At 65.3% G+C, this 21,714-nt stretch carries 19 protein-coding genes; 8 read left to right on the top strand and 11 right to left on the bottom strand.

Going from position 1 to position 21,714, the window contains the following annotated elements; translation table 11 throughout:
• Positions 1-18: 18 nt before the first annotated feature.
• Positions 19-846 (bottom strand): alpha/beta fold hydrolase, encoded by an 828-nt coding sequence (locus tag CJ179_RS45845; RefSeq protein ID WP_179377900.1) that lies wholly within the window; start codon positions 844-846, stop codon positions 19-21.
• A 244-nt stretch (positions 847-1,090) separates the two neighbouring features.
• Here CJ179_RS45845 and CJ179_RS45840 point away from each other — a divergent pair, with 244 nt between their 5' ends.
• Positions 1,091-1,684, top strand: coding sequence for a C40 family peptidase (locus CJ179_RS45840; RefSeq protein ID WP_095865853.1), 594 nt, complete (start codon positions 1,091-1,093; stop codon positions 1,682-1,684).
• A gap of 70 nt (positions 1,685-1,754) precedes the next feature.
• On the opposite strand, the gene CJ179_RS45835 is transcribed toward CJ179_RS45840, so the two are convergent.
• Both CJ179_RS45835 and CJ179_RS45830 read right to left on the bottom strand, forming a co-directional pair.
• Entirely contained in the window at positions 1,755-3,344 is a 1,590-nt protein-coding gene (locus CJ179_RS45835; protein WP_095865852.1) for a GMC family oxidoreductase, read from the bottom strand.
• 48 nt (positions 3,345-3,392) lie between these two features.
• The gene (locus tag CJ179_RS45830) at positions 3,393-5,129 is read right to left on the bottom strand and encodes an aldehyde dehydrogenase family protein (RefSeq protein WP_095865930.1); all 1,737 of its coding nucleotides are present in this window, start codon (positions 5,127-5,129) and stop codon (positions 3,393-3,395) included.
• 199 nt (positions 5,130-5,328) lie between these two features.
• Here CJ179_RS45830 and CJ179_RS45825 point away from each other — a divergent pair, with 199 nt between their 5' ends.
• Positions 5,329-6,510 carry a CdaR family transcriptional regulator gene (locus tag CJ179_RS45825; protein WP_095865851.1) on the top strand — a complete coding sequence of 394 codons (1,182 nt, stop codon included), beginning with the start codon at positions 5,329-5,331 and terminating at the stop codon, positions 6,508-6,510.
• 22 nt (positions 6,511-6,532) lie between these two features.
• Complete coding sequence (locus tag CJ179_RS45820) at positions 6,533-7,834, top strand: glutamine synthetase family protein (protein ID WP_095865850.1); 1,302 nt, start codon at positions 6,533-6,535, stop codon at positions 7,832-7,834.
• An 8-nt stretch (positions 7,835-7,842) separates the two neighbouring features.
• Here the strand turns inward: CJ179_RS45820 and CJ179_RS45815 are convergent, their stop codons facing one another.
• The 4 genes from CJ179_RS45815 to CJ179_RS45800 form a co-directional block, all read right to left on the bottom strand.
• Positions 7,843-9,273, bottom strand: coding sequence for an NAD(P)(+) transhydrogenase (Re/Si-specific) subunit beta (locus CJ179_RS45815; RefSeq protein WP_095865849.1), 1,431 nt, complete (start codon positions 9,271-9,273; stop codon positions 7,843-7,845).
• Positions 9,273-9,596, bottom strand: a complete 324-nt coding sequence (locus CJ179_RS45810) for an NAD(P) transhydrogenase subunit alpha (RefSeq protein ID WP_072944158.1) — start codon at positions 9,594-9,596, stop codon at positions 9,273-9,275. Before CJ179_RS45810 ends, CJ179_RS45815 begins: the two co-directional genes overlap by 1 nt.
• Entirely contained in the window at positions 9,596-10,744 is a 1,149-nt protein-coding gene (locus CJ179_RS45805; RefSeq protein ID WP_095865848.1) for a Re/Si-specific NAD(P)(+) transhydrogenase subunit alpha, read from the bottom strand. Before CJ179_RS45805 ends, CJ179_RS45810 begins: the two co-directional genes overlap by 1 nt.
• A gap of 144 nt (positions 10,745-10,888) precedes the next feature.
• On the bottom strand, positions 10,889-11,695 hold the full coding sequence (locus CJ179_RS45800; protein WP_257016222.1) for an SDR family NAD(P)-dependent oxidoreductase: 807 nt from the start codon (positions 11,693-11,695) through the stop codon (positions 10,889-10,891).
• A gap of 401 nt (positions 11,696-12,096) precedes the next feature.
• Here CJ179_RS45800 and CJ179_RS45795 point away from each other — a divergent pair, with 401 nt between their 5' ends.
• Both CJ179_RS45795 and CJ179_RS45790 read left to right on the top strand, forming a co-directional pair.
• The gene (locus tag CJ179_RS45795) at positions 12,097-13,248 is read left to right on the top strand and encodes an ABC transporter substrate-binding protein (RefSeq protein ID WP_095865846.1); all 1,152 of its coding nucleotides are present in this window, start codon (positions 12,097-12,099) and stop codon (positions 13,246-13,248) included.
• Between the two features lie 24 nt (positions 13,249-13,272).
• On the top strand, positions 13,273-14,037 hold the full coding sequence (locus CJ179_RS45790; protein ID WP_072944165.1) for an SDR family NAD(P)-dependent oxidoreductase: 765 nt from the start codon (positions 13,273-13,275) through the stop codon (positions 14,035-14,037).
• Positions 14,038-14,099: 62 nt separating this feature from the next.
• Here CJ179_RS45790 and CJ179_RS45785 read toward each other — a convergent pair whose 3' ends face one another.
• The 4 genes from CJ179_RS45785 to CJ179_RS45770 form a co-directional block, all read right to left on the bottom strand.
• Positions 14,100-15,038 carry a PDR/VanB family oxidoreductase gene (locus CJ179_RS45785; protein WP_095865929.1) on the bottom strand — a complete coding sequence of 313 codons (939 nt, stop codon included), beginning with the start codon at positions 15,036-15,038 and terminating at the stop codon, positions 14,100-14,102.
• A gap of 66 nt (positions 15,039-15,104) precedes the next feature.
• Entirely contained in the window at positions 15,105-15,305 is a 201-nt protein-coding gene (locus CJ179_RS45780; RefSeq protein WP_218834926.1) for a ferredoxin, read from the bottom strand.
• 83 nt (positions 15,306-15,388) lie between these two features.
• Positions 15,389-16,237 carry a cytochrome P450 gene (locus tag CJ179_RS45775; RefSeq protein ID WP_373560194.1) on the bottom strand — a complete coding sequence of 283 codons (849 nt, stop codon included), beginning with the start codon at positions 16,235-16,237 and terminating at the stop codon, positions 15,389-15,391.
• A 565-nt stretch (positions 16,238-16,802) separates the two neighbouring features.
• Positions 16,803-18,023 (bottom strand): fatty acid desaturase, encoded by a 1,221-nt coding sequence (locus CJ179_RS45770; protein WP_072944170.1) that lies wholly within the window; start codon positions 18,021-18,023, stop codon positions 16,803-16,805.
• Between the two features lie 192 nt (positions 18,024-18,215).
• Between CJ179_RS45770 and CJ179_RS45765 the strand changes: the two genes are divergently transcribed.
• From CJ179_RS45765 to CJ179_RS45755, 3 genes are read left to right on the top strand one after another with little or no spacing between them, the layout of a single operon-like run.
• Entirely contained in the window at positions 18,216-18,620 is a 405-nt protein-coding gene (locus CJ179_RS45765; protein ID WP_095865844.1) for a hypothetical protein, read from the top strand.
• Entirely contained in the window at positions 18,617-20,968 is a 2,352-nt protein-coding gene (locus CJ179_RS45760; RefSeq protein WP_095865843.1) for a WXG100 family type VII secretion target, read from the top strand. Before CJ179_RS45765 ends, CJ179_RS45760 begins: the two co-directional genes overlap by 4 nt.
• On the top strand, positions 20,965-21,708 hold the full coding sequence (locus CJ179_RS45755) for a hypothetical protein (protein WP_179377897.1): 744 nt from the start codon (positions 20,965-20,967) through the stop codon (positions 21,706-21,708). Before CJ179_RS45760 ends, CJ179_RS45755 begins: the two co-directional genes overlap by 4 nt.
• Positions 21,709-21,714: the final 6 nt, after the last annotated feature.

Genomic DNA, 21,714 nt, shown 5'->3' with positions numbered 1-21,714 from the left:
CCTACACTCGCCGACCACTCACGGGCGGTGGAGTGCCCGGCGGACGGCGTCGGCGAAAGAGGTGGGGTCGTGGATCAGCCAGCCGTGGTTGCCTGTCACGGTAATGACGCGAGGATTGCGTAGCGCCTTCCTCATCGACTCGAAGCTGGCGAGGGGAATTGTCCGGTCCCCGCGACCCCACAGGAGGGACACCGGTAGGCCACGGTCGGCGAGGACGCCGAGTTCGTGGCGCAGATCCGCCCGTCTGGCCAGGTGTGCCGTTCGCCAGACCGCACCCGGATCCCGTAGCGCGTTGGGCAGAAAACCGTTGACGAGCGATGCCGTCGTGTGCGCGATGGTCCGGATCGACAGCGCCTCACCCAGGGCCGAGGCGCCCCAGTCCCACAGTGGTCGCTCGTCGATGGGCCGGGTGTGCCAGCCGTCGGACGACCAGGCGCCGCCGCCGACGGAGTTGACCAGGACCAGGCGCGCGACCCGCTCCGGAAGGTCGTGGGCAGCCTGGATGGCGACGCCGCCGCCGAACGAGTGGCCGACCAGGGTGACCGGTTCACTGATTCCCGCGTCGTCGAGGAACCGTCCGAGCCAGGCCGCGTAACCGGCGAAGGTGCGGTCCTCGGGCGCGTGGTCGGGGGTGCCGCCGAAGCCGGGGAGCGTCGGCGTGACGACGCGATGCCCGTGTTGAGCGAGCATCGCGAGGCTGCGGTCGTACACCCGCGGGGTGAGTCCCCATCCGTGCAGGAAGACGACGGGCGAGCCTGCACCCACGACGGTGAGGGTCGTGGCGTCCGCATCTGCGGGTTCCCCGAAGATCTCGGGTTCTGAGTTCTGGGTCAGTGACACGCACACAGCGTGGACGACGGGGATGCCGTCGGTAACGGGCCGATTTACCCGAACGCATACCTGTTTCTGGTGTTTCGTGCCGGACCGGTCGGTTCGATATCGAATCGTTATCTACCTGTATTGCAAAAACAGGTATGTGTATGGGCCGATCGGCCGTTGTCCGCTGAGTCCGTGACCGGGATGTTATCTAACGTCTCGTCCGAACGGCACGGAAGTCGCCGGACTCTCAAAAATTGAAGGACTCAGCTCAATGGCCAAGCATAGATTGCGTCGGGGCAATCGTCTGCAGTTTTCGACCGGCGGTCTTCTGATCGCCGCCGGTGTGGGAGTGGGAGCGTTCCTGCTTCCCGTCGCTCCCGCTGCAGCGGAGCCGATCACCATCCCAGGAATTGGGACATTCGAGGTACCGGGTGTACCGCCAGTGCCTCCGGTTCCATCCGCTCCGGCTCCGAACCCCGGGCCACTGCCGGGACCGGTCCCGGCCCCGCCGGCGATGCCGGCCACCCACGGCGCTCAGGCTCTCGCCGCCGCCGAGTCGAAGATCGGCTCGCCGTACGTCTGGGGCGCCACCGGGCCGAACTCCTTCGATTGCTCGGGCCTCGTGCAGTGGGCGTACAAGCAGGTGGGCATCTCGGTGCCCCGTACCACCTACGACCAGTTGAACGGGGGATCGCCCGTCGACAAGGGCAGCCTGCAACCGGGTGACCTGGTCCTGTTCAACGGGGCGGAGCACGTCGGGCTCTACGCCGGGAACGGCACGGTCGTCCACGCGCCCACCGCCGGGCAGCCCGTCAAGCAGTCGCCGCTCGATTCGATGCCGTTCTACGCGGCGCGCCGCTACTAGGCGGCTCCGCCGCCCGTGCGTGGTTAACGAGTCTCTGCACTCGCAAACCACGCACGGGGCGCGAAGCGCCCTACGAGTTGCGGATCAGATCCGACGCCCGCTCACCGATGAGGACCGACGGTGCGTGGGTGTGCCCGCGGATGATGGCGGGCATGATCGACGCGTCCGCGACGCGCAGTTTGTCGACCCCACGAACCCGCAGGTCGGGTGTGACGACACTCGCGTCGTCGTTGCCCATGCGGCACGTCCCGACCGGGTGGTAGAGCGTGTGCGCGTTCTCCTGGAGTGCCCGCTCGAGGATCTCGTCGATCGGGGTGCTCGGTTCCACTGCCGGGCGAATCAGATTGCCGAGCCGCGACTTCAGCGCGGGCGCGGACGCGAGGGCGTCGCACAGGCGCAGTCCTTCGAGCATCGCCCGTCGGTCGACTCCGCCGCTGTCGCTGAGATAGCGGGGATCGATGATCGGCTTGGCGAGGGGATTCGCCGACTTCAGCGAGATCTCGCCGCGACTCTCGGGTTTGACGAGGATGGTGCCGATCACCGCGGCGTGCCCGGTCGCAGGGATGAGGCCCTCGTCGAAGAACGGCGCCGGCCCGAAGATCATCTCGAGATCGGGCAGTGCCAGATCGTCCCGGCTGCGCGTGAAACCGTACGCCTCGGCCACATTCGACGTCAGCATGCCGCGGCGGCGGGTCAGGTAGTTGAGCAGTTCCGGGATCTTCTCCGCGGCGAACAGCGAGTCCGAGTCGACGCTGTAGCCGAGGAACGACACCAGGTGGTCGAGCAGATTCTTCCCGACCTCCGGCAGGTGCTGCTGCACCGCGACGCCGTGCGCCCGCAACTGCGCCTCGTCGCCGATGCCCGACAGCATGAGGAGTTGCGGCGAGTTGATCGCCCCGCCGGCGAGGATCACTTCCTTCGCGGCGCGGACGGTGCGTCGCACCCCGTCCTTCTCGTACTCGACGCCGACGGCGGCGGAGCCCTCGAGCAGCACCCGGGTGGCCTGGGCGCCGGTGAGGACGGTCAGGTTCTTCCGCTTCAGTGCCGGCCGCAGGTAGGCGTCGGCCGTACTCCACCGCGCGCCCCGTTTCTGCGTGACCAGGGTCTGTGAGAAGCCTTCGGGCCGAGTGGTGTTCGCCCGTTCGACGGGGTAGCCGGTCTCCTCGGCGGCCGCGAGGAACGACGCGGTGAGGGCGCGGGGGCTCCGCTGGTGCGAGACGACGATCGGTCCGCCCGTGCCGCTGTCGGCGTCCGACGCGTCCTGCACGTTCTCGATGCGGCGGAAGTATTTGACCACTTCCCTGAACGACCACGTGTCGTCGGCGAGTTCGGCCCACTCGTCGTAGTCGGCGGCGAATCCGCGCACCCACATCATCGCGTTCATCGACGACGAGCCGCCGAGCATCTTGCCGCGCGGCCAGTAGATCGTACGCCCGCCGAGCCCGGGTTGCGGCTCCGTCAGGTAGTCCCAATCCAGTTCACTGCGAAACAGTTTCGAGAAGGCGGCGGGGATGTGCGCGAACTTGTCCTTGTCCTCACCGCCCGCCTCGAGGACCACGACCTCGCTGCCGGAGTCGGCGCTGAGCCGGTCGGCGAGCACCGCACCTGCCGAACCCGACCCCACGATCACGTAGTCGGCCACAGACAGTTCCTGATTCATCGTTCATCTCCACTTCGACGGGGGTGACGGGACGAGGACTCGCAGCCCTCACCCACGCAGCGCGGACGCGAAGATCGCCGGCAGGCGGGTCCATGAGGGTGCACCGGCAAATCCTGTCAGCAATCGGCCCGTCGTGGCGGCGGTTCGGTTGGTGACGAACCATGGGGGTTTGGGCGAGATGGACATCTCGCGGTTCAGGATGGACCGCGGCGACGGCCGGAAAGGGCCGCGGACGACGGTGCGTTCCGGCCGGTCGATGAGGAGCGCGTTGTGCACCACGCCGATGCCGCTCTGCACGTCGTTCAGGGTGTGGCCGGGGAAGGCTCCCCAGGTGGCGGTGGCGGTGAGGTAGCCGACGCCGGTCCACGCGTTGACTGCGATGGTCCCGTAGCGGAGGCTCTCGAGCAGCGAGTCGAACTCCGCACCCATCTCGTGGATGGTGTGCGGCGCCGCGACGATGTTGATCCCGAGTGTGCCGACGAAGTCCGCGTTGACGAGGTCGGCGGCGTGGGCCGCGAACTCGGCGCCGCCGTGGGGAAGGTCGATCACGCCGAGCACCGGCGCGAAGTACTCGGTCTGCAGGAGCGGGGCGTAGGCGCCGGGCTCGAGATCGCTGACCAGGACGCGTCCGCCGTTCTCGCCCAGCCGGGCCGCGGTGGGGAACGACGCGACGGCGCCGGCGACCCGGGCGTCGCTGCCGGGGTAGTACGCGGTGCGTTCCGGTGCCTTGTCGAGCGCCTGCTTCAGGGCGGCCACGAACTCGTCGCGCTGCTTCCACTCGGACGACACGACCACCGCCTGCGCCGCGACGCAGTTGTAGCCGCCGTTGTGCAGTCGTTGCGTCGCAATGTGTTCGGCCTGGAACTTGATGTCGGCGCGGCTCCATTCGCCGGGCAGCACGATGGTGGGGGACACGCCGCCGAGTTCGCTCGAGATGGCCTTGCCGAGGAGGGGTTCGTTCGCCGCCTTGCGCCGCGCACCGTCCTCGCCGGTCCCGAACACGATCGCGTCGTGGGTGAGTGCGCTGCCCGTCATGTGCACGTGGTCGACCAGGTCGTGGTGCACCAGGTATGTTCCGACGTCCGCGCCGCCGGTCAGCAACCGGACCGCGCCGATCGAGATGAGCGGTTCGAGGACCCGCGTCAGCACGGGCAGCAGGCGGTCGGTGACGGGGTTGAGCTTGAGGGCGACGACGCGGTTGTGCGCGATCAGTTCGTACAGGGTGTCGAGCGGGGCGATCGAGGTGATGTTTCCGGCGCCCAGGACCACGCCGACGCCCTGCGTCCGCGACGGGTCGCGCTGGGCGAGGCCGGCGTCACGCTGTGCCGTCGCACGATCGATTCCCGGCTGCAGCCACACGTCCGCGCTGAATCCGCTGAGCAGCAACTTGTCGAAGATGTTCAGGGGCAACGCCTTGACCGTGGTGCGGCCGCCCGGCGCGGTGCCGAACGTGGCGCCGTCCAGTGGGCTGGTGCCGGCGTCGAGCTTCGCCAGACTCGCGGACAGTGCCGCGGTGCCGGTGGCCAGCGGGTACGGTCCGGACATCCATTCCTCGCCGACCAGCGGCGACTTCGGGTCCAGGCCCTTGATCGCGACCGCGGCGTCCACCCAGTCGGCGGCATGCTGCACGGTGAGGTCGTGCACCTTGTCGAGGAGTGTCCTGCGGTCGGTGAGGGAGAGGTCGGCCCAGGTCTTCTCGCCCTCGGCGAGGTCGGCGAGGGCCGCGTCGACCTCCGGGTGCGGCGAGGTGGTGTTGGAGGTGACCTCGGGTTCTGAAGTGCTCACGGTGGACAGCTCCGCTCGGGTCGAGTACATGGTGGACCGCGCCACAGAATTGGAAGATTTCTGTGGCGTAGAACACCGATTCTCGTCCCCGTTGCGGGCGCCGCGCCATAGGCAGCGGCTGTGAATGTAGCGCACCGGGGCTATGCCGTCGCACAAACGGGGGATGGCGCCGACTTCATCCGGTGGATAGTCTTGCCGGATGACTGTCAGCCCGGATGTCGCGCCGTCGCCCACCGATCTTCTGGGCTCGATGCTGGAGTCGGTGGACCAGTTGTCCGAGGAACTCGTCTCGCGCATCCTGTCGGCCGAACACGGCTACGTGGAGGCGACACTCCTCACCCCGGAGCAGTTGTACGCGGCGTGCGTCGACAACCTCACGGCGATGCTGGGCAACCTCGCGGGCAGTGCGCCGATCCGGCTGGAGGCGGCGCGTGCGGCCGGACAGTTGAAGGCCGAACAGGGGGTGCCGCTCGCGGCGCTGCTCCACGCGTTCCGGCTCGGTGGTCGCCTGATCTGGGACGAACTGATGAACCGCTCGGAGGGCCGCGCCACCAACGCGCTGCTCGACATGGCCGCCCAGGTGTGGGCGCTGGTGGACGTCTACTCGGACAGCGCCGCGGAGGCCTACCGGGAGACCGCCGACCTGCGCGCCCGCGAGGACGCCGAGTCGCGGGGCCGGCTGATCCGCACCCTCTTCGGTGACCATGCCGCCAACCCGGCCGGCGCCGCCGACGCGCTCCGCACGTTCCGGATTCCGGAGAACAGCACGTTCCTCGTCGTGTCCGCCGAGGCGGCGGCGTCCCCGTCCGCAGCGGACGTCGTCCAGTCGGACCTTCGCGGTGCGGGGGTCGACTCGGTGTGGGACTCGGAGGTCGACGGCCGGGTCGGGCTGCTGTGGGCCGCCACCGCCGAGGTCCTCGATTCGGCGCTGGACGTCCTCGGCCGCACCGGTCACGGACGGATCGGCGTCAGCTCGGCGTTCGGACGTCCGGGTGGGACGAGCCGGGCCGTGGAGCAGGCGCGGATCGCCCGCCGCTGCGCGGGGCACGGCGGGTGCACCGTCACCCGCTACGAGTCGGTGCCGGTGTCGCTGCTGCTGGTCAGTGTTCCCGACGCCGGGAAGCTCGCGTCGAACCAGATACTCGGACCGGTGCTGGCCCTGCCCACGGAGGAACAGGAAAGCCTGCTCGCCACTCTCGACGCCTGGTTCTCCTGCCGCGGCTCCACGACGGCGGCGGCCACCCAATTGCACTACCACCGCAACACCGTCCTGTACCGGCTGCGCCGAATTCACACCCTCACGGGACGCGATTTCTCCGACCCCATCGACGCCGCCGAACTGTACGTCGGTCTGCGGGCGCACCAGCTGCTCGGTTCGTGACCGGGGCGGTGGCGAGGCACTGATGCGCGGCGCAGGGAACGACTTCGCCCCCACCGACCGCATCGTCGGCTCGATCGTCGACATGGCCGGGGTCTCCCGGGCGAAGATGCTGCCCATCGCGAGGCTGTCCACGTTCGTCGACGCCGGTGCGGGCGCCTCGCCGAGCTGGAGTGTGTTCTGCGTCGACGACCACCTCGCGTTCACGCCGTCCTTCTCCGTGGTGGGCGACCTTCGGCTGCGGATCGACGCCGACGACGTGAGAAATCTGGGCGACGGCACGTACTGGGCGCCGGCGTGCCTCACCGAGCAGGACGGAACGCCGTCGCTCGCCTGCACCCGGGATGCGCTGCGGCGGGTGACGGCGCGGCTGGAGGAATCCGGGCTGAGCGCGCGGACCGGCCACGAGATCGAGTTCACGCTGTTCGACGCGGCGACGGCCGACGAATGGTCCGCGTACGGACTGAACGCCGTTCTCGCGCACGACGAATTCTTCGCACGACTGCTCGCCGCGGCAGCGACGGCCGGGCTGCCTGTCGAACAGGTCCACGCCGAGGCCGGGCTCAACCAGGTCGAGGTGTCGCTCGCCCCCGCCGACCCCGTCACGGCGGCCGACGACGTGGTGCTGGCCCGCGCACTGATCAGCCGGACCGCGCGTGCCCAGGGGATGCGGGCGTCGTTCTCGCCCATGCCCGTCGCGGGCGGTGCGGGAAACGGCGCCCACCAGCACGTGTCGTTCGCCGAGGACGATCGGCCGATCCTGTCCGGAGGTCCGGGCCCACACGGGCTGACGGCCGCCGGTGGCGCCGCGGTCGCCGGGATCCTGCGGGCGCTACCCGAGTTCACGGCGGTTCTCGCCGGGTCGGCGCTGTCGCATCTGCGGTTGCGCCCGGGGATGTGGTCGGGGGTGTCGCGCTGCTGGGGGCTGGAGAACCGCGAGGCAGCGGTCCGCCTGTGCACGGACACCGCCGGGAACCCGCACGGCGCGAACCTCGAGATCAAACCCGTCGACCCCTCCGCGAACCCGTACCTGAGCGGCGCCGCCATTCTCGGCGCCGCCCACGACGGGATCGTCGGTGCGTTTCCACTACCGGACGAGGTGTCGGTCGACCCGGCGAACCTCGCAGGCGCGCACGCCGTCGACCTCCTCCCGACCCTGCCGTCCGACGTGCTCGGGGCATTCGAGTCCTCGGCACTCGCGCGGGACCTGTTCGGTCCGCTCATCGTGGAAGCGCTGGCGGCGGTCAAGCGCTACGAGCACGCCGAGTACCGGGACAAACCGGTCGACGAGGTCGCGCAACGCTTCCGGTACGCGTGGACGTCCTAGGTCGAGCGCTACAGCGCCTTGAGTTCTTCGGTCACTTCGGCGACCGACTTCTTGGCATCACCGAAGAGCATCGACGTGCCCTCGGCGAAGAAGAGCGGGTTCTCGATACCGGCGAACCCGGAGTTCATCGAACGCTTGAGCACGACGACGGACTTCGACTGGTCGACGTTGAGGATCGGCATCCCGTGAATCGGTGAACTCGGATCGTTGCGCGCTGCCGGGTTGGTGACGTCGTTCGCGCCGATCACCAGGGTGACATCGGTGCGAGCGAACTCGTCGTTGATGTCGTCCATTTCCTTCATCGCGTCGTAGGAGACATCTGCCTCGGCGAGAAGAACGTTCATGTGACCGGGCATACGCCCGGCGACGGGGTGAATGGCGTATTTGACCTCGACGCCCCTCGTTTCGAGCAACTTCGCCATGTCCTTGACGGCGTGCTGGGCCTGCGCGACAGCCAATCCGTATCCGGGTACGACGATGACCTGGTTGGCGTAGGCCATCTGGATTGCGGCGTCGGCGGCCGACGTCGCCTTGGCCGTGCGCACGACGCCGTCCGATGCTGCCACGTCTCCGCCGCCGCCACCGAATCCACCGGCGACGATGGCGGGGATGGATCGGTTCATGGCCTTGGCCATGAGGTTGGTCAGGATGGTGCCCGAAGCGCCGACGATCATGCCTGCGACGATCATCGCCTGGTTGTTCAGTGCCAAACCTGCTGCAGCGGCAGATAACCCGGTCAGCGCATTGAGCAGAGAGATGACGACGGGCATGTCGGCGCCGCCGATGGGCAGGACGACCATCAGGCCGAGGATGCCCGACAGCACCAGAACCCCCACGATCCACAGCGAGCCGGTCGGGCCTTCCGGCGAAATCGCCCTTATGCCGATGACCACCGAGAACGCGACTGCGGTGATGAGCAGCAGAGCATTGAGCGGCTGCTGGAGCCTTCCGATTCCGATCGGGCGACCGGGCAGGGTCTCCTGCAGTTTCAGGAACGCGATCACACTGCCCCAGAACGAGATCGAGCCGATCACCGCAGCGAAGAGCGAGGCGACGACGATGTGGACCGTCGGCGATTCGCCGTGCTGAAATGCGGTGAACCCGTCCGAGTCCAGGAATTCCGCGTACGCGATCAACGCGACCGTGCCGCCGCCGACACCGTTGAACAGTGCGACCAACTGCGGCATTGCCGTCATCTTCGTGCGCAGTGCCGGCGGAACACCCAGACAGACACCGATCACGAGGCCGGAGGCGATCAGGATCCAGTTCCCCATCTGCGCGTCGCGAATGGAGATCAGCGTCGCGACGACAGCGACGACCATGCCGACCGCGGCGATCTGGTTGCCGCGCACCGCGGTCTTCGGGCCCGTCAGGCCCATGAGACCGTAGATGAACATCGCGAACGCGACGATGTACAAACCATTGACCAGGTATTCCATTACCGGTCACCATCCTTCGACACAGACGCGGCGGCCGGCTTGGCCTTGAACATCGCCAACATGCGGTCGGTGACCACGAAGCCACCGACAACGTTCACGGTTCCGAAGACGAGCGCGACGAACAAGATGATCTGCAACCCGAGCGACGGATCGTGCACCTTGCCCAGGACGACCAACGCACCCAGCACGACGATGCCGTGGATGGCGTTCGTACCCGACATCAGCGGAGTGTGCAGGGTGTTCGGAACCTTGGAGATCACAGCGAAACCGACGAACCCGGACAGCACCAGGATCGCGATGTTCGCCAGAAGCGATGTGTACATCAGGCGCCCTTCTCTTCACGGGTGACGCACGCGCCGGCCAGAACCTCATCGGAGAAGTCCGGAGCCAGGACGGGGACCTTCCCCGTTCCTTCGCCGGCACCGCCGTCGAGGAGCATCAGTTCGATCAGCGCGGAAATGTTCTTCGCGTACAACTCGGACCCGTGCTCGGGCATGGACGCCGGCAGATTCAGCGGCGAGCAGATGGTCACGCCGTGTTTGACGACGGTCTGACCCGGTTCGGTGAGCTCGCAGTTGCCACCGGTTTCACCCGCGAGGTCGACGACGACACTGCCGGGCTTCATTCCTTCGACGGCGGCAGCAGTCACCAGACGCGGGGCGGGACGACCCGGCACCAGGGCCGTGGTGATCACGACGTCGAAGCCTTTGATCGCATCTTCGAGAGCCCGTTGCTGCTTCGCGCGCTCGTCCTCGGTCAGCTCGCGGGCGTATCCACCCTCACCGGCCGCGTCGATTCCGAGGTCGAGCCATTGCGCGCCCACCGACCGCACCTGGTCCGCGACCTCGGGACGCACGTCGTATCCGGTTGCGCGGCCACCGAGACGCTTCGCCGTCGCCAACGCCTGCAGACCTGCGACACCGACACCGAGCACCAGGACCGTCGCAGGCTTCACCGTGCCCGCAGCCGTGGTGAGCATCGGGAAGAACCGTGTCGACTCCGACGCCGCCAACAGAACAGCCTTGTATCCGGACACGTTCGCCTGCGAGGACAGCGCATCCATCACCTGGGCGCGCGAAATACGTGGAATCGCCTCCATGGCGTATCCCTCGATTCCGGCAGCCTCGAGCTCGGCAATCCGATTATCCGCATTGCGCGGATTCAAGAAGCCGATCAGCCTCGTCCCCGCGCTGATCCGGCTGATCTCGTCCGTGGACGGTGGTGCAACCTTCACCACTACATCAGCGGTCCACGGATCGCCGATCTTCGCCCCGGCAGCGGTGTACAGCTCGTCGGGAATCAACGCCCCCATACCGGCCCCGGACTCGACTACCACGTCGACGCCCTTGCCGATCAGAGCGGACACAATTTTCGGCACCAGAGCCACCCGGCGCTCACCGTCACTCGATTCTCGAGGGACACCGACCAGGCACCTCTGACTACTGCCGCTCGATACTTCATTCGATTTCAAATCTGCACCTCGATAGGTCTGGAAAGCTGACTGGGAAAACTGGTTTCGCTCGGCCTCGGTCGAGGCAGTGGAATCGGGTGCACCGCCGTCGACGTGACGTCGACGACGGTGCACTTGGTTGAAGTGGTTATGCTGCTGTCGATTTCACTCGCGCCGAGCGAACCCGAGCGGGTCTCGGGAGGTCGCACCGCCCTCGACCGGAATCAGGCTGCCGGTGATGTAGCCGGCCGCCGGTGACAGCAGGAATCCGATGGTACCTGCCACCTCGTACGCCTGCCCCAAGCGCTCGAGCAGAGCCTGGTTGACGATCGATTCTGCTGCTGTCCGGCCGATCCGGTCGAGCGTCTCGACCATGCGGGCGGTCAGGAAGAACCCCGGGGTAACGCCGTTGACTCGGACGCCCGCCGGACCGTATGCGGCCGCGAGTTGCTTGATCCAGGTGTTCAGCGCCGCCTTTGCGGGACCGTAACCGGGGGCGGCCGGGCTGGCGTACTGGGACCACGAGCTGGAGACGAAGACAATGGATCCGCCGCCGCTGCGGGCGATCAGCGGACAAAGCGCTTGCCCGAGAAGAAACGCGTGCCGGGTATTGACACGGAAGTCGTCTTCCCAGTCGGCCAAGGTGAACTCCGCCAACGGCTTCGGAGTCGTCCTGCCGACGACGTCGACAAATCCGTGGATCTCCCCGACTTCGTCTTCGATGAACTTCACGAGTTCCGCGACGCCGGACTCGGACGTCACGTCGGCACAGAGCGAAGGGCAGTTCAGGGTTCGGCTGATCGACTTCGCGCCCGCGGGGTCGACGTCGACGCATACCAATTCGGCGCCCATGGAGGCCAACATGCGACTGGTGTGTTCCCCGATGCCACTTCCGGCCCCGAGTACGACAATCCGATGTCCGTCCAACCGGAGAAGTCGGCCGTACTCGACATCGGCGGCGGCGACAGGCACATTGGATCTCAGTGCTTGGTGCAATGTCAGTTCCTTTACGGATCAGTTCGGGGGAGCGGAGGCAACTGTGCGCGAACTATCGGGTCCGACGAAGAAGGCGCATGAAACTCCGAGTTGGATGCCGTTGCAACACAGAATCTCTCATGAGGTGAGAATCGCATCCCGGGGGTATACGAGCAACCGAAAATGTCTATCGGGGTGATAGTTCCCGGGTATGTCGATCGACCTTGACACCTCGGTGCGCTGCTGGTCCACTAGTGGCCAGCCGATTTGGGTGAGTGAACGTCCTGTGATATCGCGTGCGGGAACTTCTGTGGTTTGTACGATTCGGGATCGGCTGTCCACTTTCAGGCGAAACGATCGATTTTGCCTGCCCTGATGTTGTGAGCTTAGGGAGAGCGATGAGCAAGGATTTCCACCGCGTCGAATCCGCCGGGCGAATTCGCGGAGCGGCGCCCGGGTCTGCAATCAGCCGGCGCAATGTGTTCAAGTTTGCCGGCGCTGGAGCGCTGGCCGTCGGTATCGGTTCCGTACTCGCCGCATGCGGCGGAGGCGGCGGAGCAGCCGGAACGCAGGGACCGAAAGCAGCTGGTGCGCTCGCGAGGCCGACTCCATTCGTCGTGGGATCGTCATCCGGCGACAACTTCCTGATCGATGCGATCAATGTCGCTCAAAACCAGTTCTCCCTCTTCAACCTGGAAGTTCCCAAGCTCATCTACCCCCAGAGCGGTGTGCAAGGTTTGCAGATGGTCAGTGCGGGCGCGATCGATGGCGCTGCGATGGACACGATGGGCGCAATGCTCGCCTTCGCCAAGAGTCAGAACGGCAAACGGCCGGTGATTGTCGGTATGCGCATGCCGGTCAACACCTACAACCTGATCGTGGGGCCGGGTAACTGGCCCGGTGAGAACGCCTCTTTCGTCGAAAAGATGGCTTCCTTGAAGGGGAAGACGATTGGTGTCACCGCGATCGGTGCAGGTACCGACAACATTCTGAATCTGGCGCTCGAGGCGGCTGGGATGGAACGCGATGACATTACTGTCCTCGGGGTTGGGCAGCTGTCGGCGGCCATCGCCCAGATGAAGAACGATCGGCTCGATGCCTATGTGGGATTCACGTTCGGCGCGGGTCTGTCTGTTGCCACGCAAGTCGGTGGCCGGATGCTGATCGATTTCAGTGCCGCCGGTACCCCGCAGCTGTTGAGTGATCTTCAGGTTTGTCCCTTGGTCATGCGTGAAGACAAGGTCGAAGCGAATCAGGACACTGCCGACGCGTGGCTTGCTGCGCAGTGGGAGGCCAAGACATGGATTACTGACAATCGGGCTGCTGCGGCACAACTCCTCAACGAGGGAACCTTCAACAACGAGGCACCGGAAGACGCGGCCAGGACAATCGATTTCATGGTCGATCGTGTCTTCCCGAAGGTCGGTCCCAACTGGAAGGTCACTCGTAGCGGGATCGAGCATGCTGCCGAGGTGATGGACCGGCTGGGCATGCTCGAGAAGGGCGCGGTGCACTACGAAGACATCGTCCCGCCCTTCGCACGCGTCTGATCCAGGTAGCAGAGGGATTCTCGCATGATCAATCAGATAGCAGGTAAGAGTGACGCATTCGATCTGTCGAACAAGGTTGCGGTCGTCACCGGGGCAGGACGAGGGATCGGCCGTGCGTGCGCACTCCACCTCGCAGGCGCGGGCGCCGACATCGTCCTGGCCTCTCGAACTTCAGCGGAGCTGGACGCTGTCGCACATGAGGTGGAGGCGCTCGGCGCGAAGGCGCTGGTCGTACCGTGCGATGTCGCCGACTTCGACGCGTGCGATGCCGCGGTCCGTGAAGCCGTCGATGTGTTCGGTGACGTCGATGTTCTCGTCAACAGTGCCGGTGCGGGGGCTCCCTGCGCGGTGATCGACGCCGATCCCGCCGACTGGGCCCGTGTGGTCACACTGAACTTGATAGGCACGTTCAATATTGCGCGAGCCGTTCTCCCCTTCATGATCGAGGCGGGCGGCGGCCGGATCATCCTGATCGGGTCGGGTCACGGGCATTCCACGACGGCTGGATTTTCGGCCTACGGTGCGTCCAAGGCGGGAGTCAGTCATCTCACGAAGACCTTGGCCGAAGAAGTCTGGGAGCATGGTATCGACGTGAACGAAGTGATTCCCGGGCCAGTAGCGACACAGCTCACTCGAGGTCTGGTCGCAGTGGGTGAAGCTCCTGACGGCTTGCCGAGTGAGCGTGTGAAGTTGCCGCATGAAGTCGCAGAACTGGTCGGGTGGCTGGCCCAGCAGCGCGTCGGCGGTCCCACCGGGCAGGTCTTCAGCCTGGCACGTAGAGCGTTGTAGATCGTCATGCCCTGGCCGAAAACGTAGAGCCCTTGCCCCCGTGGGGGCAAGGGCTCTGTCGGTCAGAGGTCGATGGCGAGTCGCGTGCTCAGTGCACGCGAGACGCAGATCATCATCGTCTTGCCGGCCTCGCGTTCACGCTCGTCGAGAACGGAATCCCGATGGTCCGGGACGCCGTCCAGAACCGCGACCTCACACGAGGCACACGTACCCTCCATGCACGACGAGAGGACCGGAACACCCGACTGTTCGACGGCGTCGAGAATGCTCTGACCGGGATTCACGGTAATTGTCTTCCCACTCTGCACCAGTTCTACTTCGAACGCAGTCTCGGCTGCGTGCTCGTCGATGGCTCGCGGGGAGAAGCGTTCCACACACAGAGAATCCGAAGGCCAGGTCGGCCGGCACCGGTCCTCGACCGCGGCGAGAAGCGGTTCAGGTCCACAACAGTAGACCAAGGTCTCGGGATCGGGATCTGCCAGTACTGAACCGAGATCGATGAACCCGACCTCGTCCTGCGGATAGAGATGAACGCCGGCGTGGTCGAATTCCAACAGCTGATCGACGAAAGCCATCGACTTGCGCGAGCGGCCACCGTAGTGAATCGCCCATCGGGCACCCGATTTCGCCGCAGCGGACATCATCGGCAGCATCGGGGTGATACCGATCCCGCCCGCAATGAAGAGGTAGCTACGTGACGGCCGGAGTGGGAACAGGTTGCGTGGCCCCCGTGCCGTCACGAACGACTTCTCCTGCAGTTCATCATGAATTCGTTGCGATCCGCCCCGGCCCGAGACGTCCCGAAGCACCGCGATCTTCCAACTGCCACGGTCGGCGGGATCTCCACACAGCGAATACTGGCGAACCATGGATTCCGGCAGGATCAACTCGATATGCGACCCCGGATCCCACGCCGGAAGATCCGATCCGTCTTCGTTTCGTAACTCGAGTTGGATGATGTCATCGGTGAGGACCGTCCGTTGTTCGACCACGAGTCTCACTTCGGTTCCGTTGAACGAATTGCGCACTGTGCAGCCTGCTTTCCACCCATCGATCGGGCACCGTGATCAATCCGTGTGCACCACAATGGCTCCGGATGGACAGATACGTTCCGATTCGATCACCCCCTCTTGCTCGCCGGGGAGGACGTTCTCCCGATGAACGAACGCCAGACCGTCGTCGTCGTTCTGATCGAAGATGCCCGGCTCACGCCCGACGCAGAGTCCCGCCGCAATACACTTCGTGTTATCTACCGACACCCGAATCACAACCGCTCCTTGCCATCGAACTTCCTCACGGGCTCACCCGGCAGGTGAAACCCGCACCATGAGTTGTCTGTGTGGTTCGCTCGCTACCAGGTAACCGGGAATTCGTGGACCCCGTAGAACGCTGAATCATCCTTGAATCTGAGCTGTTCGATCGGCTGCGCCGACCGGAGACTGGGAATGACATCGAACACGGCCTCGATCACAACTTCGAGTTCCATGCGCGCGAGAGCCTGCCCGAGGCACTGATGAACGCCGTACCCGAAGGCCATGTGCTGGCGGGCTTCCGGCCGGCCGACATCGAGTACCTCCGGATTCGGGAAGATGGACTCGTCCCAGTTCGCCGCCGACACCGCCGCAATGAAGCCGTCGCCCGCCGGAATCGTTCGACCGCCGACCTCGATGTCTTCGAGCGCCAGGCGCATCGCATTGCTGTGCGTGACCGACGTGATGCGGAGAAGTTCCTCGATGGCGTTGGTGATGGTGACTTCTCCGGAGGTGATTCGCGCCAGCTGGTCTGGATTCTCGAGTAGTGCCATCGTTCCCAGGGTGATCACGTTGGCGGTGGTTTCATGGCCGCCGAGGAGGAGGAGATTCGCGTCCATCAACGCATCTTCGCGGGTCAGATCACCGTTGGACACATGGTCCGCCAAGAAGGTCATGACGTCGTCGCGGGGCTCGACACGGCGCGCGTCGAGCAGTCCGCCGAGGTAGTCGAGCAGTTCGTCGGTAGCGTCCGTGATTTCGGTGGGGGTGGCTGTGCGTGAGATCCGTATCGCACTCTTCTCCTGGAAGAATTCGTGATCGTGATAGGGGACGCCGAGTAGTTCGCATGCGACTGTCGACGGCACGACCAGGGAGAACTCGGTGAAGAAGTCGACAGGCGGAGTCTTGGTGACCAGGTTCTCCAGGAGTTCCCGCACCAACTTCGTCACAGTCGGCCGCAATGCCTCGATCCGATGAACGGTAAAGAAGGGGATCAGTAGTCGGCGCCGTCGGCTGTGCTCTGGTCCGTCCATCCGTTGGAGGGATTCGTCCTGCATCTTGGCTGCCTGATCGGACGCGGACAGGAAGGGAAAGTTGGGTCTTCTCGTCTGCGAACTGATCGAGGATGACCGCAGGATCGAACGGATGTCGTCGTAGCGCGTCAATAACCAGGCCGAACGGCCATCCCAAAGGTTCACCTGCGCAACCGGTTGAGTATCTCGCAGTTCGCGGTACTCGGCAGGTGCGGAGAACGGGCAAGTCCTGCGCATAGGGAATTCGGGAGTGGGAACAGGTGACGCCATAGGTTACCTCCACACATCAAGGGATTTGTGACGACGGTCTCACTGATCCTGGTGTCGGCGCACGGCAGCGTCAAGGAACTTCTCCGGCTCAGCGGCTATCGCCGCGATAGCCGTTTCTTGCTTGTGTTGCGGTGGTGGGAACCGTTGCTGCCCAGGTGATCCTGTTCGATCAGATCCGGTGCAACGATTCCGGTACGCGCGGGCGTCCGGGTCAGTTGCGGATCATCGCCAGCGCCGTGCGCAGCCCGCGCCGCTTACCGGTCGCAGGGTCGACCCCGAACACTTCCTTCATCCCACCCCGGATGCGGAAGCGCAGTTCCGACGCCGTCTCCGGTGCGTCGTCCGCGGACGCCGACAGGAAGCGGTTCGGCAGGGCGAGTTTGAAGATGGTGCGCAGGGTGAGTCCGTACTGGTGGGGGAGGGAACCCGTCGTGTACGGGAGGTCGTACTTGTCGCACAGTGCCCGCATTTTCACGCCGATCTCGGCGTAGCGGTTGCTGGGGAGATCCGGGAACGCGTGGTGCTCGATCTGGTAGCAGAGATTGCCGCTCATGAACGCGAGCACCGGGCCCGCGTGGAAGTTCGCCGAGCCCAGCATCTGGCGCAGATACCACTCGGCCTTCGTCTCCTGGTCGAACTCCTCCTCGGTGAACTTCTCGGCACCGTCCGGGAAGTGGCCGCAGAAGATGACACCGTAGGCCCACAGGTTCCGGATCACGTTGGCCGTGATGTTCGCCGTGAGGGTGCTCTTCCACGCCGGGCCGGTGAGCGCCGGGAACACCACGTAGTCCTTGCCGACCTGCCGCGCGATCTTCCGTCCCACCTCCTTCGCGTTGCGGAGGGTTTCGGCGCGGTCGTAGTCGCCGCGCCGGATACTCTCCACGTCCAGGTGGTGCAGCGCGACACCCCACTCGAACAGCAACGCCAGCAGCACGTTGTAGAACGGCTGCGCCAGGTACACCGGCGACCACTTCTGGTCGCGGGTCATCCGCAGAATCCCGTAGCCGACGTCGCTGTCGAGTCCCACGATATTGGTGAACTTGTGGTGCACGTAGTTGTGGGAGTGCTTCCACCCCGAGGACGGGCATGTGTTGTCCCACTCCCAATTCGACGAGTGGATCTCGGGGTCGTTCATCCAATCCCATTGGCCGTGAATGACATTGTGGCCGAGTTCCATGTTCTCGATGATCTTCGCCGCACCCATCAGGGCGGTACCCAGTAGCCACGCCGGTCTCTTCCGGCTGCCGAACAGGACGACCCTGCCCGCAATCGCCAGCGACCGCTGCAGCTTGATCGCCCGATCGATGTACCGCGCGTCGCGGGCGCCGCGGGACTCCTCGATGTCGGCGCGGATCGCATCGAGTTCCGCGCCCAGCGCCTCCACGTCCGCCTCGGTGAGGTGGCTGTACTCCTTGATATCTGTAATGGCCATCTCGTCTCGGTACCCGGTTCGTGCCATTCCCAATCCGCAAATCCGCCCAACCGATGCACAACCGTGTCGTGGTCACACGTCCGTGTGAGGGTGGTCCGCTATTCTCTCCACGGTCGCCGAGCATTCGGTGGCCCGGGTCCAGGGGTGGACCTCGATGCAGATAACAGGGGGAAGTCGATGTCAGAGGGCGATATGACGTGGCCGGACAGTGTCATCGGTTCACTGGACGGAACAGGCGCGACGCAGCCTCCGCTGGCGAGCGTCCCAGGATTGCCGCCGGTGCTCGGCGGACCGGACGTCACGGTCGTCAAGGTCGACCCCGACATGCTCCGTGCGATGTCCGGTTCGCTCGGCGCCATCGCCCGTGAGGTCGAGGCGCTGGGCGGCCGGCGGAGCTTCGACGACGCGGGCCGGGCCGTCGAGGGGTCCGACACCGCCGCCGCGTGCCGGGACGCCGGCGACATTCTCGCGTCCGCGCTCGGCGTGGCAGCCAGTCGCATCGACGAGATGGCGTTCATCGCGGGTGACGGGGCCGAGAACTACGACGTCACCGACACGGCGTTCGCTTCGCAGCTGTCGGCGATGGGGGAGATGTGATTCCGCCGAGGTCGCAACTGCACGTCTGGAACCCGCAGGACCTGAGGTCAGCGGGCGAGGAAATCGGTCGGACCGCCGAAGACACGCGAAGCCGGGCCGAGGACGTCTATCGGGTCGTCGCGGATCTTGGCCTCCACGACGACTGGCGCGGCCCGTCGCAGGCGGCTGCCGAGCAGCGGGCGAACACCGAGCGGACGGAATTCCGTCGGCTTGCAGACGATCTGGAGGATCTGTCGACCGCCCTGGTGGGCGGGGCCGATCGCCTCGGTCATGCACGGGACTACGTCGCCGCCGTGATCGACAAGGCGGCGACCGACGGATGCACCGTCTCCGACGACTGGCAGATCGTCAGTCGGCCGAAGACGATGAGTGACGCCGAAGCCGCCGAGCACGCCGACCTGACGGAATACTGGCGCAGCCAGCTCGATGGGGCCCTGACGGAACTCGACAATGCCGATCGGGACATGGCGGCGGCGATCCGGGACGCCCTCGGGGCCGTCGCGGCGAGCGCCCCCGCGTCGGCGGGCCTGTCGGGGCACGAGGGCACCGAGTTGGGCGAGCAGGTCGCGCGAGGCGGTTCCGACATTCCGCAGGACGTCCGTGACCGCGTTGCGCGGGAGATCGCGGCCGCCGGGCTCACCCCCGCGCAAGTGAAGACGCTGGCCGACGGCGGCAAGGTCACCGACATTCCGCAGGGAACTATGGATTTCCTCCAGCAGTTCTACACCGCAGCCGGCAAGGACGGCTTCCTCGCACTCTCAGAGCAGTACAGCGAGAACGGTCGCACGGAGGCCGCGAGCGCGCTGTCCAACGGCCTCGCCGTCGTGTCGAACTACAACGTCGGCAGTGCAGCCGGTGACGTCGGCGGACAGAGTCACATCCCGGAAAGTCTTCGTGGGCTGTTCGAGGGGCCGGTGACGTCGACCGGCAACCTCACGAAGGGCGCGCACGATGCCCCGCAGCAGTCGATGGTCGTCAACAACGGCCACGACCTGGCACGATTCACCAAGGCGTTCGGACTCGCGGACCCCGCCGTCCAGCAGGGCAGTGAGCTGAGCGAGAATCTTCTCTCCCGTGCCGGCGAGATCGCGTCGGCCACCAATGACAAGAGTCTGCTGATCGGCGACTCCTTCGACCACAACGTGCTGGGCCGCGACGGCGTCGACACACTCCTGCAGGACATGATCGGGGTCGGTGGCCGCGATCACGTCGCCGTCCACAACATCCTGTCCGGTGAAGGCATGCCGACCAGTTACAACCGCGACGACGTCGTCATGCCTCTGCTCCAGCGCGATTGGGCCGAGGGCGGCGAACAGAACGTCGCCGGGATGTTCGACTGGATCGCCGGCGACGCCAGACCCTCCGATCCGTCGGACCCCGGAGAGATGTTCCGGTCGCAGCAAGCCGGCGAATCGGCCTTCGGGCTGGCACAGATCCTCGCGGCCAAAGACGCCGAACTCCTCGACATCCCCGGGATGAAAGGCCAGGCCATCGGCGAGGTAAACCCCGAAATCACCCAGGCTTTGGGCACATCACTCGCACCCTACATCGGCAATATGGTGGGGGTGCCCGAGTCCTTTACCGGAACCAATGCCTTCAGCGGCGAATCGGGACATGCGCACTTGCGGCTGGAGGAAGTGCCGCGAATCTTCTCTGTGATCGACTCCAACGCCGACGCGGCGGGCTACTTCAACGCGCAGGCCCTGGGAGTGTCGGCGCAACTGGAACAGGCATGGGCTGTCGACGGCCAGACACATCAGAATCCCCACTACCAGTACGGGGGATGGGCGGGCAATCTTCAGGGCGTGGTGGACAAGGGGTTCGATCTCGAGTTCGCCGACCGGCTCGGCGACGAAACCTCCCAGAACGCAGCCGGTTTCGAGAGCAAGGGGGTTGCCTACGACACGATCAGGACAGTTATCAGCAAGGGCGTCGAATTCGTTCCCGTCGCAGGCCCTCTGATTTCGAGCGGAATCGATCTCGCCGACCCGACGTTCAAGAGCGCGGTCATGGGCTCCATACCGGACAGCACACTTCAGGCGAACACTGACTTCGCCGACAACGCCTTGCTGGCAAATCAGTACTACCAGATTGCGTTGGGTTTGCAGGCGGCGAACGGTGGGGCCCTGGAACCGTACGAGGGGCTCGATCTGTTTCGCGATGGCGAGAATGGCCCACTGCTTTCATACGACGAGATTGGCGCTGAAAATCCTTACCAGAGAATCCCTCTGCTGCAGTCCGGCTTGGTCGGATACATGACGGACTCGGGCATCACGGGACTGGGCAATTTCATTGACGCATTGAACGCGGGCCGTGATCAGGTGAAGGACTTGAGGTACGGGCAGTGAGGCGGCTGGGCATCCATACGATCGCTGCAATTCTCTTGTTGTCGGCGTGCGGATCCGAGCCGACACGAGAACCAGTCGTGTCGCCGGCAGTTGACTCTGCTACGTATTCCATTCCCGACAACATCGACTACAACTACCGTTGGTCGGCGGATCCCGGCATCGACTTGTTCACCCCCGCGGCGACAGTTGTCAGGGCGTACGTGGAGTCGTACTACCTGACAGTAAGGGCCCTTACCTCGGGCGCGGGATATCCGGGGTTCTCGAAAGCTGTGGACGAGAGTCTCCGGACCGACTACGGCAACCCCCACGATCTGGCGAGGCGAAACTTTGTCGGTACGCAGTTTCAACATCTGCTTTGGATGACACCGACCGAACACGGTTGGTTTGCGACCGTGTGCACAGGCGACTACTCGGTGATGCGCGAGGGCGACGACGGAAGATTCTTCAACGTCGGAACGACAAATATCGTGGCGGAAACGGTGGAGATTTCGATGAAAGACTCGAGCACCGGCATCCAATCGGCGAAAGGTCCTGAACGTGCTCCGATCGCCGATGTATTCGGCGAGGCGAGAGTAGTTGACCACGTAAAGAGCGCACGAAATCAAGATGCGTTCCTCGAATGCCGGAACCGGATGCCGGACGGGCCGTCGAATCGGCCCACGAAGTGGGACCTCCCGCACGACGCCCCATACCCGACGCTTGCTCCGTATCCGGGCTGGCCGCGGTACGACGAGAACTAACGATCG

It is taken from the genome of Rhodococcus sp. ACS1, assembly GCF_002300155.1.
In the GTDB taxonomy this organism is placed as follows: Bacteria; Actinomycetota; Actinomycetes; order Mycobacteriales; family Mycobacteriaceae; genus Rhodococcus_F; species Rhodococcus_F koreensis.
This window is presented reverse-complemented; position numbering and strand designations above follow the sequence as displayed.

Excerpts from the sequence above, each read along its gene's own strand:
- CJ179_RS45840 (WP_095865853.1), top strand. The coding sequence starts at position 1,091 with ATGGCCAAGCATAGATTGCGTCGGGGCAATCGTCTGCAGTTTTCGACC.
- CJ179_RS45835 (WP_095865852.1), bottom strand. The coding sequence starts at position 3,344 with ATGAATCAGGAACTGTCTGTGGCCGACTACGTGATCGTGGGGTCGGGT.
- CJ179_RS45825 (WP_095865851.1), top strand. The coding sequence starts at position 5,329 with ATGACTGTCAGCCCGGATGTCGCGCCGTCGCCCACCGATCTTCTGGGC.
- CJ179_RS45820 (WP_095865850.1), top strand. The coding sequence starts at position 6,533 with ATGCGCGGCGCAGGGAACGACTTCGCCCCCACCGACCGCATCGTCGGC.
- CJ179_RS45815 (WP_095865849.1), bottom strand. The coding sequence starts at position 9,273 with ATGGAATACCTGGTCAATGGTTTGTACATCGTCGCGTTCGCGATGTTC.
- CJ179_RS45810 (WP_072944158.1), bottom strand. The coding sequence starts at position 9,596 with ATGTACACATCGCTTCTGGCGAACATCGCGATCCTGGTGCTGTCCGGG.
- CJ179_RS45795 (WP_095865846.1), top strand. The coding sequence starts at position 12,097 with ATGAGCAAGGATTTCCACCGCGTCGAATCCGCCGGGCGAATTCGCGGA.
- CJ179_RS45790 (WP_072944165.1), top strand. The coding sequence starts at position 13,273 with ATGATCAATCAGATAGCAGGTAAGAGTGACGCATTCGATCTGTCGAAC.
- CJ179_RS45770 (WP_072944170.1), bottom strand. The coding sequence starts at position 18,023 with ATGGCCATTACAGATATCAAGGAGTACAGCCACCTCACCGAGGCGGAC.
- CJ179_RS45765 (WP_095865844.1), top strand. The coding sequence starts at position 18,216 with ATGACGTGGCCGGACAGTGTCATCGGTTCACTGGACGGAACAGGCGCG.